The 16447-nt window shown below is 47.9% G+C and carries 11 protein-coding genes; 6 read left to right on the top strand and 5 right to left on the bottom strand.

Translation table 11 applies throughout. The annotated features are described in order from the left end of the window. Window positions 1–125: 125 nt before the first annotated feature. The 3 genes from QUA50_RS13800 to QUA50_RS13790 all read right to left on the bottom strand — a co-directional run bounded on the left by QUA50_RS13800 (window position 126) and on the right by QUA50_RS13790 (window position 4560). The gene (locus QUA50_RS13800) at window positions 126–1799 is read right to left on the bottom strand and encodes an asparagine synthase-related protein (RefSeq protein WP_333264712.1); all 1674 of its coding nucleotides are present in this window, start codon (window positions 1797–1799) and stop codon (window positions 126–128) included. A 163-nt stretch (window positions 1800–1962) separates the two neighbouring features. Next, a complete protein-coding gene (locus QUA50_RS13795; protein WP_333264711.1) occupies window positions 1963–3423 on the bottom strand; it encodes a serine/threonine-protein kinase in 1461 nt (486 codons plus the stop codon). Between the two features lie 132 nt (window positions 3424–3555). Further along, window positions 3556–4560: a LysR family transcriptional regulator gene (locus tag QUA50_RS13790; protein ID WP_333264710.1), complete on the bottom strand. Its 1005-nt coding sequence runs from the start codon at window positions 4558–4560 to the stop codon at window positions 3556–3558. 237 nt (window positions 4561–4797) lie between these two features. Here QUA50_RS13790 and QUA50_RS13785 point away from each other — a divergent pair, with 237 nt between their 5' ends. The 4 genes from QUA50_RS13785 (at window position 4798) to QUA50_RS13770 (ending at window position 10450) form a co-directional block, all read left to right on the top strand. Further along, the gene (locus QUA50_RS13785) at window positions 4798–5511 is read left to right on the top strand and encodes an NnrU family protein (RefSeq protein ID WP_333264709.1); all 714 of its coding nucleotides are present in this window, start codon (window positions 4798–4800) and stop codon (window positions 5509–5511) included. Window positions 5512–5556: 45 nt separating this feature from the next. Further along, on the top strand, window positions 5557–5934 hold the full coding sequence (locus QUA50_RS13780; RefSeq protein WP_333264708.1) for a thioredoxin family protein: 378 nt from the start codon (window positions 5557–5559) through the stop codon (window positions 5932–5934). Window positions 5935–6294: 360 nt separating this feature from the next. Then, entirely contained in the window at window positions 6295–8340 is a 2046-nt protein-coding gene (locus tag QUA50_RS13775) for an NAD(P)H-quinone oxidoreductase subunit 5 (RefSeq protein ID WP_333264736.1), read from the top strand. Between the two features lie 523 nt (window positions 8341–8863). Beyond that, complete coding sequence (locus QUA50_RS13770; RefSeq protein WP_445243163.1) at window positions 8864–10450, top strand: NAD(P)H-quinone oxidoreductase subunit 4; 1587 nt, start codon at window positions 8864–8866, stop codon at window positions 10448–10450. 372 nt (window positions 10451–10822) lie between these two features. Here the strand turns inward: QUA50_RS13770 and QUA50_RS13765 are convergent, their stop codons facing one another. Beyond that, on the bottom strand, window positions 10823–11563 hold the full coding sequence (locus tag QUA50_RS13765) for a LuxR C-terminal-related transcriptional regulator (RefSeq protein ID WP_333264707.1): 741 nt from the start codon (window positions 11561–11563) through the stop codon (window positions 10823–10825). A gap of 173 nt (window positions 11564–11736) precedes the next feature. On the opposite strand from QUA50_RS13765, the gene QUA50_RS13760 reads away from it, so the two are divergent. Both QUA50_RS13760 and QUA50_RS13755 read left to right on the top strand, forming a co-directional pair. After that, complete coding sequence (locus QUA50_RS13760) at window positions 11737–12159, top strand: DUF6220 domain-containing protein (protein WP_333264706.1); 423 nt, start codon at window positions 11737–11739, stop codon at window positions 12157–12159. Between the two features lie 9 nt (window positions 12160–12168). Continuing rightward, the gene (locus QUA50_RS13755) at window positions 12169–12603 is read left to right on the top strand and encodes an MAPEG family protein (RefSeq protein WP_333209215.1); all 435 of its coding nucleotides are present in this window, start codon (window positions 12169–12171) and stop codon (window positions 12601–12603) included. Between the two features lie 357 nt (window positions 12604–12960). Here QUA50_RS13755 and QUA50_RS13750 read toward each other — a convergent pair whose 3' ends face one another. Further along, window positions 12961–15471, bottom strand: coding sequence for an ATP-binding protein (locus QUA50_RS13750; protein WP_333264705.1), 2511 nt, complete (start codon window positions 15469–15471; stop codon window positions 12961–12963). Window positions 15472–16447: the final 976 nt, after the last annotated feature.

Raw genomic sequence — 16447 nt, 5'->3', positions numbered from 1 at the left:
TAAAATTGGTATAAATAAATTCCACTCTTGAAAGTGGGATAAGCGTCGGGCCCGTCCAAAAAAGACGGGCTTTCAGGCCCATCCCACAATAACAATTAAAATTGTAAGTTATTTAATTCGCCATCCTAACGGCGATTTACTTGTAACCAAATTTCCAGCGTCACCAGCAGCCACAGCTTCAGCCCATAGCGGGGAAAAACTTCCCCACGATAGTTTAGCCACTCGCGGATTAGTGTTCGATCGAGATAAGGCGCGATCGCCGCATGACGATTCAGCAACAACGATCGCGCTTGCCGCTGCCAATCCCTCAAAAACCACTGCTGCATCGACATCACCATGCCACTTTTCGGACGGTTAACAATGACATCGGGCAGCAAATCCGCCACAGCAGCCTTGAGAACCGCTTTTTCCTGCGCCCCCGAAAGCTTGTATTCTGGAGGGATTTGCAAACTCAGCGCCACCATCCGCGCATCGAATAGGGGCGATCGAGCTTTTAGTCCCGCCGCAGCCGTGAGATTATTCACCTTGGTCAAAATGTAATCGGCTCCTTTAAACTCAATGTTGAGCCGCATCAGCCGATTCAAAAACGTCGTTTCTGTCTGTTGCAATTCCTCAGCAAAGACGGAAGGCGCACTCTTCACCTTTTCCCAAACCTCCGGCTTCAGCAAACGTGGCAAATCCACATAGCATTTTTGAAACGAAGTCAAGTAAGCTGCGATCGGATCTGGTTTACCCTGAATCGAACCATACAAACTGTTGAGCAACATCGGCTTATTTTTCGGCCCGCCAAAGCACGGATCGCCACCTTCGCCATTGAGTACCACGCCTGCGAATTGCTTTGCCGATCGCCCCAGCAGCAAATTGGGAACCGTCAAGCCTTCCCCCACCGGATCGTCCATAGCAGCCAGCGTTTCCGGTAGCAACTCCCAAATTTGCTTTGGCGAAACCTCTAAAATATGGTGCTCCGTGCCGCAATGTGCCGCAACGAGGTTGGCAAATTCAATCTCGCTGGGATATTGAGCGCCAAAGTGCATCGAAAAAGTGTGTACCGGGCGATCGTGCAGCCTTGCGGCGATCGCCGTCACGCAACTTGAATCAATACCGCCCGAAAGATATGCTGCGACTGGTTCTGCCGCTGGTAGCGCTGACTGCACCAGTTGTTCCAAAAGCGATCGCACTTGTTGACTGTGCCATTCCAAAGGGCGATCGGCATTAGTAATTTGCTCCTGCGGTTCCCAGTATCTTTGCGCCTTAACATCCGGTAAATACAAGTAGCTACCGGGCCGCAACTCTCGCACCGCTTCCCACAGCGTTTGCGATCCGGGTACAAAAGCACAGCACAAATAGTCGCGCAAAGCAACCAAATCGAGTGTGCGATCGTGATACGGATTGAGCGATCGCAGTCGAGGTGCAATCCAGCGAGTCGTTCCCGTGCGAGTGTAATACAGCGTTTTTGCTCCCACGCGATCGCGCCCCAGACACAAGGTTTTCTCCTCTCTATCCCACACAGCAACGGCAAATTGTCCTTCCAATAAGCTCAAAGTTTGAGGGCCGGATGTTTCCCATAACTGTCCGACGATCGCCAAATCGGTCAATCCCTCAGTATCCATTTGTTGTTTGACTAGCAAAGTGCGATCGAAGCAGCAGTCGCCTACCAGCACAAATCGCCGATCCGGGCTGAAGGTGGGTTGAGATCCGATGATGGCAAAACCGGACGTTTCCCAAGTTGCAGGGTGCGATCGGGCTTCTGGGCCCCAAGCAATCACCCAATTAGGGTTAATCAACTTCTGATTTTGCATCGATTTATTAACCTTTTTATGGACGGGCAGGATGCCCATCCCACAATAAATTAACTCTTTGTGGAACAGGCCGAAAAGCCTGTTGCGATCTCTATGCCCATCCCACAATAAATTAACTCTTTGTGGAACAGGCCGAAAAGCCTGTTGCTGACAGTGGTGCAAGTTAAAAAACGTTTGAAAGCAACTTATAAATCAACCTAAAAATAGCTGTTCCAGCGATCGCACCCAAAGCACCCAACCATCCCACAAACAACACGCCAGCGATCGGAGAATTCGGATAAATTGCACCTGCAGCCGTCTGTAAAACCGGGAAAAACCACAGCAAAGCCACAGTACCTGCACCAATAATCAACATCTCAGTTTGTTCGATCGCCCTGCGGTACTGGCCGTAAATCAAACCCGCCACGATCGTACCCAACAATCCGATACTCAAACCAGGAGAGGGCAGCAAACTCGTCAGGGCAATCGCCAGCACCCCCGCCTCAAAACCCGTAAACGCCGCCCCGGACAAAACCTCCCAAATCGAAAAAGTCCTTCTCGGCGAAGGTTGCAGGCCAGACGGAGGAGTTGCAGGAACAGGCATAGGAGGCTGCTGAGTCGGCGGTAGCTGCTGAGTCGGTAGGGGAGTCGGAGTCCTGACTGTCGGCGGTGTCACGACCCTCGCAGGCTGTTGAGAATTGTATTTCAAAGCCGCCTCCACCTCACTCGCAGATTGAAACCGCTGGCTGGGAGCTGATAATAACATTCGATCGAGAACATGAGCCAAACGCGAACTTACCTGCACCCGCGAATGCCAATTCCATTCGTTTCTGTAACTATCAAACAGCTCCGTCGGCTGCAAACCGCTCAGCAAAGTAATGCAAGTCACAGCCAAAGCATACAAATCCGTTGCCGGATAAACTTCTTGCCCGCTCATCTGTTCTGGGGGAGCGTAACCCAAAGAATAAATACCAGTCGAAGCTTTTGCACTCCCAACACTTTGTGTTACTTGTTTAACAGCCCCAAAATCTAATAAATAAAGCCGACCGTTTTTACCCCGCATAATATTAGCAGGTTTAATATCCCGGTGAATCGAACCGCGAGAGTGCACAAAATCGAGAACCTTCAAAATTTCCCGCAGCACCTCCACCGTTTCCGCCTCCGAAAATCGGCCTTTAACAGCCTGTTCATCCTCCAAATTTTTACCGTCAATAAATTCTTGAACCAGATAGAAAAACTGATCGTTTTTTCCCGGCTGCAAACTCGTAACAGTCAGCTCAAAAAACGCCAGCAAACTCGGAATTTGGGAATGTTCGTTTCCCAGTTCTTCCAGCACCGCCGCTTCCCGTTCAAACAGAGTTTGAGCGATTTTTAGCTGGGGCGGAGTCAGACTTACCGACGGCTGCAAAAGTTTAGCAACGCACTGCCGCATCGCGGGAGTATAGCGGTCTCTGGCCAAAAATGCCGCCCCAAAACCGCCTTGACCCAACAACCTCACGGGCAAATAGCGCCCGCTCAAAATCAGGGGCATTCCGCAAGTCGTGCAAAACTTTTGCTGCACGGTTTTGAGCAGCGAACTGTCATCGAGGTCGGGAAAAGAGTTTTGAGGGCGCGGGCAGCCCGGGCGGGTGCAGTAAACTTCCATTTTTGTTTGCTAAGAAGAGGGAAGAAGGAAGAGGAAAAAAGGAAAAGGGAAGAACGAAGAAAAAGTGATGGTTAAACCAGATTTCGATTTCTCAACTCACCGCGAACTGCTAACTGCCAGCGACCTAAGAGATTAACTTCCCGCCGAGTTGGGAGTTGCTATTTCTATGAAGCCCAAATCGAGAGCCGGGGGTTCTTTCTTCTCCAGGATGGTCGAATAAGTAGCAAAGGAAGGCAAAATTTCATTGCTGAAAGCCTCTGCTGCTTTAGAACGGTAGCGGTTGGGGTTGTAAATCAGCGACAAAATGCGAGTTACTAAAACTTCGTCCATTTGAGATTTGTGCAAGACGCCCATGAGCAACTCTTTTTCGATCGCCGAAACCGAGACAAAAGCAGCTCCCAGCCCCGACTGAACGGCATTTTTAATGGCTTCGATCGAATTTAGTTCCATCTCTATTTTCAAGCGGCGCGTGTCAATGCCGCAGCGAGTCAGTACCTGATCGATTACTTTGCGGATTGTAGACTGCGAATCGAGGGATATAAACTGCAATTTGTAAAGGTCTTCTTTTTGGATAGTTTCTTGTTCTACCATCGGGTGAGATGGAGGGAGAATCAGAGCCAGTTCGTCCTCAGCGTAAGGAACAATTTCTAAAGCTTCTACAAGTTCGGTAGGAATTTCTCCGCCAACAATTGCCAAATCGATTTGCCCGTTTGCCACACTCCACGCCGTGCGGCGGGTCGAGTGAACGTGAAGCTGTACTGCTACATCCGGGTACTTTTGGCGAAACATCCCAATCATCCGGGGCAGCAAATACGTCCCCGTTGTTTGAGAAGCGCCGACGATCAAAGTACCGCCTTGGAGATTTTGCAAGTCTTCCAGAGCTCGACAAGTTTCCTGGCAAAGCGATAAAATTTTCTCGCCGTAACTCAGCAGCAGGTGTCCGGCTTCGGTTAGTTGCGCCCGCCGCCCCCCCCGGTCAAACAGCGGCACGTCCAATTGTCTCTCTAAGTTTTGCACCTGCAAGCTAACTGCTGGCTGGGATACATAGAGGCTGTCCGCAGCGCGTTTGAAGCTTCCTTCAGAGGCGATCGCCTTGAGAATGCGTAACTGGTCTAAAGTGAAAGGAAGGTCAGACATATATCTAAATTGTCAGTTGTCAGTTGTCAGTTGTCAGTTGACGGTTGACGGTTGACTGTAGGCAGCGAACAGCTTTCCAGCGAACAGTCAACAGCGAACAGTCAACAGCGAACAGCGAACAGTCAACAGTCAACAGCGAACAGTGAACAGTTAACTGACTGATAACCGCTGAATGCTCCCATAGATACTTTGTGACACAAATTGGCCGAGAATCAATAACTTTTCTTAATATTTGCAATGACGATCGACTTGGCGCTCGACTCCCACTTAGTTATTCTGGGCTTGTTACTGGTTTTTGCGATCGCCCACAGCGGTTTAGCAGCACTCCGGCCCAAAGGTGAAAAGCTGATCGGGCCGAGACTTTACCGCGTTTTGTTTGCCCTTGTCAGTTTGCCGCTAGCCGTAATTCTGATTGTCTACTTTTTCAACCACCGCTACGACGGCGTGCAGCTTTGGCAAGTACAGGGATTACCCGGAGTTAAACCTGCTGTTTGGATACTTTCGGCAATTTCCTTTCTGTTTCTGTACCCAGCAACTTTCAACCTCCTAGAAATTGCCGCCGTCCAAAAGCCCCAAGTTCACCTCTACGAAACTGGCATCATTCGCATCACCCGTCACCCGCAAATGGTGGGACAACTGATTTGGTGCGTGGCCCACACCCTGTGGATTGGCACTAGCTTTACCCTCGTCACTTCCATCGGTTTGGTACTTCACCACCTGTTCGGAGTGTGGCACGGCGACAGACGACTTCAGGCGCGTTTTGGAGAATCCTTTGAAACCATCAAATCTCGAACCTCAATCATGCCTTTTTTGGCAATCCTACAAAAGCGTCAAACCCTTGATTTGCTTGAGTTTCTGCGCCCTTCTTACCTAGGTGTAGTCATTTTTACGGGCCTGCTGTGGGAAATTCATCCTTTTTTGATGCGTGTCACTAGGAACATATACTGGTAGCATGATCCCTAGGATAGAAAAAAAATTATTAAATTTTGAGGGCTCATGGTGTTGTCGGTTAGCGAACGCACTTTTGCACAAGAGGTTTTTCAAGCCTCTACCCCCGTTTTAGTTCACTTTTCGGCTCCTTGGTGCGGTTTGTGCCGCGCGATCGACCCCACGCTTAAGACTTTTGAAGCACAGTGGGCAGAAAAAGTCAAGCTCGTAGGGGTGAATGCCGATCAATGTTTCAAGTTGGCCCACACTTATCGGCTGACAAGTCTGCCCACGCTGATTTTGTTTGAGGGCGATAAAGTTCGATTTAGATTTGAAGACTACCAAGGGCGCGAGGAACTGCGGCGGACTCTCGATGCCTGGATGCTGGCCGCTCACGCAGCTTCCCCATCTCAACGGCTGCAACTTCAGGAAGTAGCCAACAGGTAACGGTTCCAAGGCATTCGGCTCTTGTTGAGAAGGCCTTCGGCTTTTATGTAGAAAGCAGAAGGCTTTCCCCATTTGTCCATCAAGCATCTGACACCAAAATAAATCTCGCCGTCTTGAACGCACAGGACTGTGAGATTTGTCGTATAGTTTCCGTTTTCACCGGAATAATAATTTTCGGCCTTTAGTGTAATCGTCTGGCGATAAAAAAAGTAGTACGATCGTCTCGCTAGCGATTGCACTCGGGTATAGCAATACTTAAAGAATTGGATCGAGTATTTTGGCTCAGTCGCGCAGGCTTGTGCCACAATTTGTAAACAATTGTGGCAATATCTAGTAGAAACTTTAAACTACCTATCAGTCATGGAACTGCTTTATCAATACGCTTGGCTGATTCCTGTGCTGCCGCTGGCAGGCGCAATGCTAGTAGGTCTAGGCTTAATCACCTTTAATCAGGCAACCAACAAACTCCGACAAGCGAATGCGATATTAATCGTGTCCGCACTCGGAGGGTCAATGGTACTCTCTTTCGCATTGCTGTGGAGTCAACTACAGGGCCACGCACCCTACACCCGCAGTATTCAGTGGGCTTCTGCTGGCAACTTCTCGCTGAATATGGGCTATATCATCGACCCGCTGACGGCGGTGATGCTGGCGATCGTCACTACGGTCGCCTTTTTGGTGATGATTTACACCGACGGCTACATGGCTCACGATGACGGGTACGTGCGCTTTTACGCCTACCTGAGCATCTTCAGCGCCTCGATGTTGGGTCTCGTAGTCAGCCCGAACATCGTTCAGATTTACATTTTCTGGGAACTCGTAGGTATGTGTTCGTACCTGCTAGTCGGATTTTGGTACGATCGCAAACCCGCTGCTGACGCTTGCCAAAAAGCTTTTGTCACCAACCGCGTCGGCGACTTCGGCCTACTGCTGGGCATCCTCGGCATTTACTGGGCCACCGGCAGCTTTGAATTTGAAGTGATGGGCGAACGCCTGCACTCCTTAGTAGAATCCGGTGCTCTTTCGGCGACTCTGGCGACAATCTTCGGCGTCCTCATATTTTTGGGGCCAGCAGCCAAATCTGCTCAATTCCCCCTCCACGTCTGGCTTCCAGACGCAATGGAAGGCCCGACACCGATTTCGGCCTTAATCCACGCGGCGACAATGGTAGCCGCCGGCGTATTCCTGATCGCTCGGATGTACCCGGTGTTTGAAGGGCTGCCGGCAGTCATGAATTTGATCGCCTGCACCGGCTGTTTTACGGCATTTATGGGTGCTTCGATCGCGATTACCCAAAATGACATCAAAAAAGGCCTCGCCTACTCCACCATCTCCCAACTCGGCTACATGGTGATGGCAATGGGCGTCGGCGCTTACAGTGCCGGACTTTTCCACTTGATGACTCACGCTTATTTCAAAGCAATGCTGTTCCTGTGTTCAGGTTCAGTGATTCACGGGATGGAAGCAGTTGTAGGCCACAACCCCGCACTCGCTCAAGATATGCGAGTCATGGGCGGCTTGCGGAAATATATGCCGATTACCGCTTCTTGCTTTTTAATCGGAAATTTGGCAATCTGCGGAATTCCTCCGTTTGCTGGTTTTTGGTCAAAAGACGAAATCCTCGCCAGCGCCTTCTCCGCAAATCCCGCTTTGTGGGCTGTTAGCTGGCTGACGGCCGGGATGACCGCGTTTTATATGTTTCGGATGTATTTCAGCACCTTTGAGGGCGAATTCCGGGGCAATAACAACGCTATCAAACAGCAACTTCTGCAACCCGGTTTGGTTTTCGGCCCTGGGGCGATGAACGTTAAGGAATTGGCATCAACTGGCGACAGTCACGATGAGCACGACCATTTGCCTCACGAATCTCCTCTGACAATGGCTCTGCCGTTAGTGTTGCTGGCAGTACCTTCTGTGTTTATCGGTTTTCTCGGTACGCCGTTTGCCAATTATTTCGAGCAGTTTGTTCGCGCGCCAGGGGAGTCTCTGGAAGAAGTTTTGGAACACGCTGCTGAGTTCAATTTGACGGAATTTTTGATTATGGGCGGAAGCTCTGTAGGTATTGCTTTGCTGGGCATTACTTTGGCTTCTCTGATGTATTTGAGCCGTAAAATTGACGCAAGTGCGATCGCCCAAAAAATCAAACCGCTTTACGAGTTCTCCCTCAACAAGTGGTATCTCGACGATATCAACGATTTTCTTTTTGTCAAAGGCAGTCGCCGTTTAGCGCGGCAAGTCATGGAAGTTGATTTGCGAGTCGTCGATGGTGTCGTCAACTTAACAGGGTTTCTCACCCTGGTTAGCGGCGAAGGTTTGAAATACTTTGAGAGCGGTCGCGCTCAATTTTATGCCTTGATTGTGTTTGTCGCAGTTCTGGGTTTTGCGATCGTTTCTGGAGTCGGTTAAATCTTTAGGGAAACGGCATTGTCCATTACTGTCAACAAATAGGTAAAACCGATAGTCCGACAGTCCGACAGGGAATGAATTCCCTGTCTCAAAGCTAAAGTCCTCGCTATGAGGACTGAAGAACTCCTTAAACCTCTTCTTGTGGAACAGGCCGAAAAGCCAGTTCAATACTGGCTTTTTTGGAGATATCTATTAGTCCTCATAGCGAGGACTTTCGCTAAAAGCCCCGTGGCTTTCAACCCCTGGCGGACTCGCCCAATTGCAGACGATCGGCTTAAGTTGACACCAATGGGCAATGCCATTTCCCACCAGAAGATATTTTAAGAACGGGTATTAGCTCAAAAACTCACAATTGACAATTAGCAAATAAAAATAAATATTTAATTAAACTTCACTGTTGCGATCGCATAATTTGTCCAAATAAGAGAAAAAAAAATGTTCCGTCTAAAGAAAGTATAAAATTTAGGCTAAAATTGGCAAAATGTGTTTAAACCTAATAACTGATGGATCATTTTAAAACGCAATGGATACAGCTAACTTTCCCTGGTTAACAACAACAATTCTGTTTCCCATTGCTGCGTCCTTGCTGATTCCTTTAATTCCCGATAAGGATGGCAAGACGGTGCGGTGGTATGCCCTAATTGTGGGTTTAATCGATTTTGCCTTACTTGTTTACGCTTTTTACACTCAGTACGACTTCAGCAATCCAGATTTGCAACTGGTAGAAAGCTATACTTGGGTACAGCAACTCGATTTGAATTGGTCGGTGGGTGCTGACGGTTTGTCGATGCCTCTGATTTTGCTGACTGGTTTTATTACTACTCTGGCTACTTTAGCTGCTTGGCCTGTCACCTTTAAACCGAAGCTTTTTTACTTTTTGATGCTGACAATGTACGGCGGCCAAATCGCAGTTTTTGCCGTGCAGGATATGTTGCTGTTTTTCCTGGTTTGGGAACTGGAATTAGTCCCGATTTACCTGATTTTGTCCATCTGGGGCGGCAAGAAGCGTCTCTACGCAGCAACTAAGTTTATCCTGTACACCGCAGGCGGTTCGCTGTTTATTTTGCTGGGCGCGCTGACGATGGCGTTTTACGGCGATACGGTGACTTTCGATATGCGGGCGATCGCAGCTAAAGATTACGCCCCCAATGTAGAATTGCTCCTGTACACAGGTTTCTTAATAGCTTACGGTGTCAAACTGCCGATTTTTCCGCTGCACACTTGGCTCCCTGACGCTCACGGCGAAGCAACCGCACCCGCCCATATGTTGCTAGCAGGAATTCTGCTAAAAATGGGCGGTTACGCTTTGCTGCGGATGAATGCGGGAATGCTCCCGGATGCTCACGCTACCTTCGCACCCATCTTGGTAATTTTGGGTGTGGTTAACATTGTTTACGCCGCCTTAACTTCTTTTGCTCAGCGCAATTTGAAGCGGAAAATTGCTTATTCTTCGATTTCGCACATGGGGTTTGTGCTGATTGGGATCGCTTCGTTTACCGATTTGGGAATGAGCGGTGCAATGCTGCAAATGGTTTCCCACGGTTTAATTGGGGCGAGTTTGTTCTTTATGGTGGGCTGCACTTACGATCGCACTCACACGCTCATGCTCGATGAAATGGGCGGTGTCGGACAGAAAATGCGTAAGGTTTTTGCCATGTGGACTGCTTGTTCTATGGCTTCTTTGGCTTTGCCGGGAATGAGCGGTTTTGTAGCAGAATTGATGGTGTTTGTAGGTTTTGCAACCAGCGATGCTTACAATCCAGTCTTTAAGGTTTGTGTGGTATTTCTAGCTGCTGTCGGGGTGATTTTGACTCCGATTTATCTGCTGTCGATGCTGCGTGAAATCTTCTACGGGCCTGAGAATAAGGAATTGTCGGATCGCGAGGAATTGGTGGATGCGGAACCGCGAGAAGTGTTTATCATTGCTTCGCTGTTGGTGCCGATTATCGGTATTGGTTTGTATCCTAAGATGTTGACTCAGGTTTACGATGCGACGACTGTACAGTTGACTGTAAAGTTGCGCGATTCTGTGCCGTCGCTTGTGGCTAAGGCTGCTGCGGATAAAACTGTGTCTTTGAGAGCTCCGGCGATCGAGCCGAGCAAGTTGTGATTTAAACTGGATTTAGGTAGAAAACCCCCAAAATCTTTTAAAAATTAGGTTTGGGGGTTTTCTATTTTTTTTGACAGACAAATCAGGGAAACTTTGGCTCTCAAGCAATTTAAAGTTTGGTTTGAGAAACAAAATGAGTATGCGGTAAAGGAGTTTGATCGAAGTGTTAGACCACAACTACAGTATCATCAGCCGAAAAATCTCGTGAAGTGGACTGAGCAAAACCAAGTGTGAGGTTGCTTTCGTTTTCTGGAAGCCCCAGAACCGAGTCGCGCCGAAGAGCGCTCGCAATACTCAATACCCAATACCTCAAAATTACCTGTGGGTCGATCGCCCTTCTATTAAGTACGATCGCCCTTTTAGTTTCTAGCGTTATTGTTCTGCCAAGAGTGCGTTCTTTTTCACCCTTGGCAAATTATATTTTGTCGCCGAAAGCTGTGCAACCATTTCTGCACGCGACGAAACCTCAAGCTTGCGGAACATTCGCTTCAAAGCTTGCTTCACTGAATTCTCAGTAATCCAAAGTTCCCTCCCGATTCCTGCGTTGGTTCGCCCCAAAGCAACCAATTCGGCAATTTGCAATTCACGAGGCGTTAGGCGTGAAGTCTTCAAAGGTTGGTGTTGCGATTCCCTACCGGATAGCTTCGCCGCGCCTACTGTTGCAGCCCAAACAGACAAATGCAAACAGATCGCACTCAAATCAGCTAGATTTTCTGTATCGAAAGCGGGCATTGAGCGATCGCGCGTACAACCCACTACACCCATTAATTGACAACGGCTGACAATCGGCCCCGCCATCACGTGCCAATGATCGGGGCGGGGACAAATTATTGTCCAAACCTTGGGTGATGATGTCACTAATGCTTCATGGACAGGAGCATGGCGCTCCACTAAATAACGTGCAACAGGATTGTGCTCGATCGATAGCGCCACTTTCAATGTTTTCTGAAAATTGCTATCGGCTAAAGGAAGTCCATCGAAGAAAAAGATTCCCGATCTTTTAGCTGCAAAATACTCACCGATTTTGGGCACGATTTGCGATCGCAGCTCTTGTTCGTCCTTCACCTGCTCGATCGCTTCAAATAAAAGCTGCAAGGGACTTGTCATGCTCATGGTGTCAACCTATTTTAGATTTTAGATTTTAGATTTTAGAATTGACTTGCGCGAGATGAATCCGGGGGCTTGCAACCAAATTGCTTGATTGTCAAAAAGAGTACCCGATCGAGGTCTGGAAGCATGGCAATACTCAGTTTATATTACCCTTACAATCTCAAAAACAACTTGACATGATAACAGATTTGGAAATCGACGGCGCTCCTACACCTTGGATGCCTAGCGGCTTTTATGTGACTTCAATCATCTTTAATGTCTGCTTGATTGCTCAGTTATTGACGGTTGGAGTTGCCTACTTCAATAATCCTGCATGGTGGAATATTCATGTTTGGTTCGTGCGAGGGTACAGTGGACTGTCATTAGTATTGCTGGGATGGTCGTTTATCGCCCCATTCTCGCGCAGAATACGACATCTCGCCGCCAGTTTGCCAATCCTGCTTGGACTACAATTTTCTAGCATTCATCTCAAAACTGCTCTTCACCTAGAGATACTCCATCCTCTAATTGGATTTACGTTAGTCTATGTTTCTTCAAGCCTTGTACATCGCATATCGTCCACTTTCTCGTCCAGCAACTATCAGAACAATCAAATTTGAGAGGTAGAAATGACGCAAGATACAATCTTCAGTCCCTTCTTTGCAACAGTGTTTCTCACATTCATCGTATGGGTGTATATGTACATCCGCCGTATCAGTTTTATCACCAGTAGAAAGCTCAGCCCGAAAGAACTTGCTGTACCGGGAACACTGGCACAAATTTCGCCACCAAGCGTATCCAATCCATCGGATAACCTAAAAAACCTGTTCGAGATTCCGGTACTTTTTTATGCGCTTGTCCTGTACCTGTTCGTCACGAAGCAGGTGGATACAGTGTATGTGAACGCCGCGTGGGTATTCGTCGTGTTTCGCACATTGCATAGTGCTGTTCATTGCACATTCAATCTCATCATACTTCGGTTCTACCTCTATCTATTTGCCACGCTCGCGGTGTGGTTCATCGCGATCCGCGCAGCACTTATGCACTTTGGCACAATTAATTAACCTCGTTCCAATGAGGTAGAAGTTATCAACAGTCGCCGAACAATGAAGGTGCAGCGGAAAGCCCACCCTGTTTCTGCGTGTAGGTTTGGGGTCTTGCGGGGCGGTCTGCCACTGAACCAAGTCGTTAGGTCGCGATCGCAATACTCAATAAGGATCGCGAATTAAATAACTTACAATTTTAATTGTTATTGTGGGATGGGCCTGAAAGCCCGTCCTTAAAAGACGGGCTTTCAGGCTCATCCCACAATCTTGTGGAAGTTATTTAATTCTCATTCCTAATTTAAAATTACCAGTAGAGCGATCGCTCTTCAATTCTGTACGATGCTTTGTTTGAGGGCTGCACTGAATGCGAAGTGGTTAAGATTGAGCAGCGATCGGGAATGGTGAAATTGGCTGTTGCCGAATGGGGATCTGAATCACAAACTCAGTACCCGATCCAGGTGTAGAAAAACACTTAATTTTACCGCGATGTTTTTCAGTAATGATTTGATAACTAATCGACATCCCCAAACCCGTACCTTTACCGATGGCTTTGGTGGTAAAAAAGGGGTCAAAAATGCGCTGCTTCACAGGGTCTGGCATACCGATTCCGTTGTCAGCGATCGCCACCTCCACCCATTGATGGTCGATCGCAGAAGTCCGAATCGTAATCTGGTTCGGGGTGTCTTTAAGCTCCCGATAGGAGCGTTTAGTATTCATCTCATCTAGGGCATCCAGGGCATTGACCAATATATTCATGAATACCTGATTGAGTTGTCCGGGGAAACATTCCACCTTGGGCAAAGTGCCATAGTCTTTGATCGTTACCACGCCTGGACACTCTGGTTTATCTTTGAGCCGGTGTTGCAAAATCAGCAATGTACTTTCAATTCCCTCGTGAATATCAACATTTTTGAAGTCGGCTTCATCCATGCGAGAAAAGTTTCGCAACGAGAGGACAATACCGCGAATTCGCTCGGTTCCTATCCTGATAGATGAAATTATCTTTTGGATATCTTCAGTGAGGAATTCCAAATCGATTTCCTCTGCCATTGCTTGCACGTCTGGATCGTTGCTGGGATGGCGCTGTTGATAGAGTTCTATCATCTGCAGCAAATTTTGGGTATATTCGTCTAGGTGGGTGAGATTACCGTGGATGAAGTTGACCGGGTTATTGATTTCATGGGCAATTCCCGCAACCAACTGCCCCAAGCTTGACATTTTTTCGCTTTGGATAACTTGCATCTGAGCTTTTTTCAGTTCGTTTAGGGTTGTCTCCAGTTCTTTAGCTTGCGCGGTTGAGGAGATTGCTAGTTCTTCGATCGCAGCAACCTGGGGCAGACTTGTCCAGCAAGCAATTGCCACTCCCACAAATGCCAGCGTCATCAACACAATAATTAGCAGATAGGGATTGTTGGTTCCGGCTTCTACCCGCAGCCAGGAGCGAATCAGCCAACTGATCGTCGCTGTACCACAAATCAGCGCAATCAAAATTGCGACCTGAAGCACCACAAAGTATTCATTTTTAGGAGGAGTTACTGGCTTGGTATGGAGTCGATTCCACCACGGTAAATGCAAAGATTCCCAAGGAATCCGCCGAATTGCAGCGTCGAGCGCTATCAGTGCTAACGGCAACAGCAACCCGATACCAAAATCCATCCATCCCCAGGCAACGCCACCCACCACCAGGGAAATGAACTCCAGCACCAGTAATGCTAAGGATAGTCGCCCCCAACGCACGACTGGATCCTTGCGCTGCATCCACAGCCCCAAGTGAAACCCCATGATAGAAATGAAAAAACTCACCCCTGACACCACGACAATTCGAGTGGTGTTGCCCCATACTAAAAATCCTAAACTACAGATAAAGGTTAGCAGCAGCGCGGGTTCTAGGGCACCCCGACGGGACACTGCGCCAAACACTGGAGACAACAGCCCATCCTGCGCGAGTTGAAAAAGGATGCGGGGCGTATTGCAAACGCTAGTCGCAGATCCCAACAAACAGCTAGCCGCAACCAGCAATGTGACGATGACAGGGGCAGCGTCTCCCCAGAAAGGCTTGGCAGCCACCAAGAAATTGCCGTACAAATTGCCTTGTAAACCGACAGCGGTTGCCAACTGCACCAACACTAAAGTGCCACCCACAAACACCAGAGGCATGAACCAGGCAACCCAAGACAGCGCCTTGAGGGTGTCTTTTGGGTGGAGACTGTCTGCTACAAAGGATGAAGCTGTGTCACAGCCATAGAAGCTATAAGCGGCAAACAAGAACCATTTCAGCCAGTCATGGACACTCATGGCATCAATGCTGCTGGGCAAGAGTCCGGGACTTTGGGCGGAAAAGGCAAGCCAGCCTAAACCCTGAACGCAGAAGAGGAGTAAAAAGCCGATCGAAGGAAAGATAAAAAAGAGGTGCAGAATGGCGACGGCACGGGTGCCGCTGAATGCTAAAAAGTAAGATATCGCAGTAAAACCGATCTCAAACACTTTTTCTGGAACATTCAGCCCCATCGGTTCTAAATGAAATTGGATCAAATCTGTGATGACGATCGCATTAATGGCCGGAAAAGAAACCCACCCCAAGTAGTAGGCAATCCCCAAGTAACGGGAAAGGGCAGGGTAACGATGCAGCAGTCGCGTGATGTAATTGGGTGTTCCCCCAGATACATCTGGATATTTCTCGCCCAAACTCTGAACTTGAAGGTTAAACAGAATTCCGACCATCGCACCAGGAATCCAGACCAACAGGGATGCGGAGCCAATTTCTGCTTGCACCGACGGCGCTAAGGTAAACCACATCAGATATCCAACCACACTAAAGCCCCAAGCTTCCGCAGAGGACATGGTGCGCCGGAGGCGATTCAGAAATGGAACGCGATCTATTTCCATAACAAACAGATAGGAGTAATCTTATTGTGATCCAAGTGTAATTGCCACAATCAAGAAAAAGAACAAATACCTAGTGTTTCCTTCTAGGGATAAAAAGTGTGCGATCGATCTAATGTAGCGGTGAAAGATTGAGGCGCAATCAGTTGAGGTTATTAGCGATCGCCTGCGGGGGTGACAACCAGCCTGAAACCCAGAGGTGGTGAGGATTGAGCCAATCCGCCGATCAAAAAAGATAGGCAGCATAATTGTTACACGCTTGCCTATCCCAAAAATAATGATACCAACATTTTACCAGACTCATTTAAAAAAACAACTGACATCAGCTCAGTTTCTTGTAATGACAACTTTGCCCAGGGCGATCCAATCAGAAAAACAAGTGAGATTATAACGACAGGCACGGGTATTTCCTTACCCAATTACAACGGAAAGTCGGCGTAGAAAACTACAAATATTTCTGGATTTACCAAACTTAACTATCTCATTAATTTGGTTCCCCTTAATTACTTATTGGTTGACCACTTATTGCCCCATTGGTACTCGTTTATCAATCGCCATCGACCGCAGTCAATGGGGGTGCATAAATCTCTTTATGGTTAGCCCGATCTGGGAGCGAAGAGCAATTCCATTATACTGGTCACTGTTGCCAAAATTGGGGAACAGTAGCTTCGAGTCACAGACTACCAATTTACAGCAAGTTTTACCATTATTTTCAGAATATAAACTCATCGTTTTAGGATACCGTGAATGCAAGTTCTGTTGATTTGGCAAACAGGCTTAAGGAAAAGGGTGTGTCTTTTTGCTTAAGACTGAAAAAGAATCTTTGTATCGAAACACAACATATAGTTTGGCAACGGTTGGATGAATTAGGAATAGTACCAGGAACGTCTTTATATGTTCAAGGAAAAAAACTGAGGAAACTCTACCTACTACCGGGTTTGAGCTTGCTTGTAAGTGGAAAAGGAACTATGGGAAATAT

Source organism: Microcoleus sp. M2_D5 (assembly GCF_036701935.1).
GTDB lineage: Bacteria > Cyanobacteriota > Cyanobacteriia > Cyanobacteriales > Microcoleaceae > Microcoleus.
This window is presented reverse-complemented; position numbering and strand designations above follow the sequence as displayed.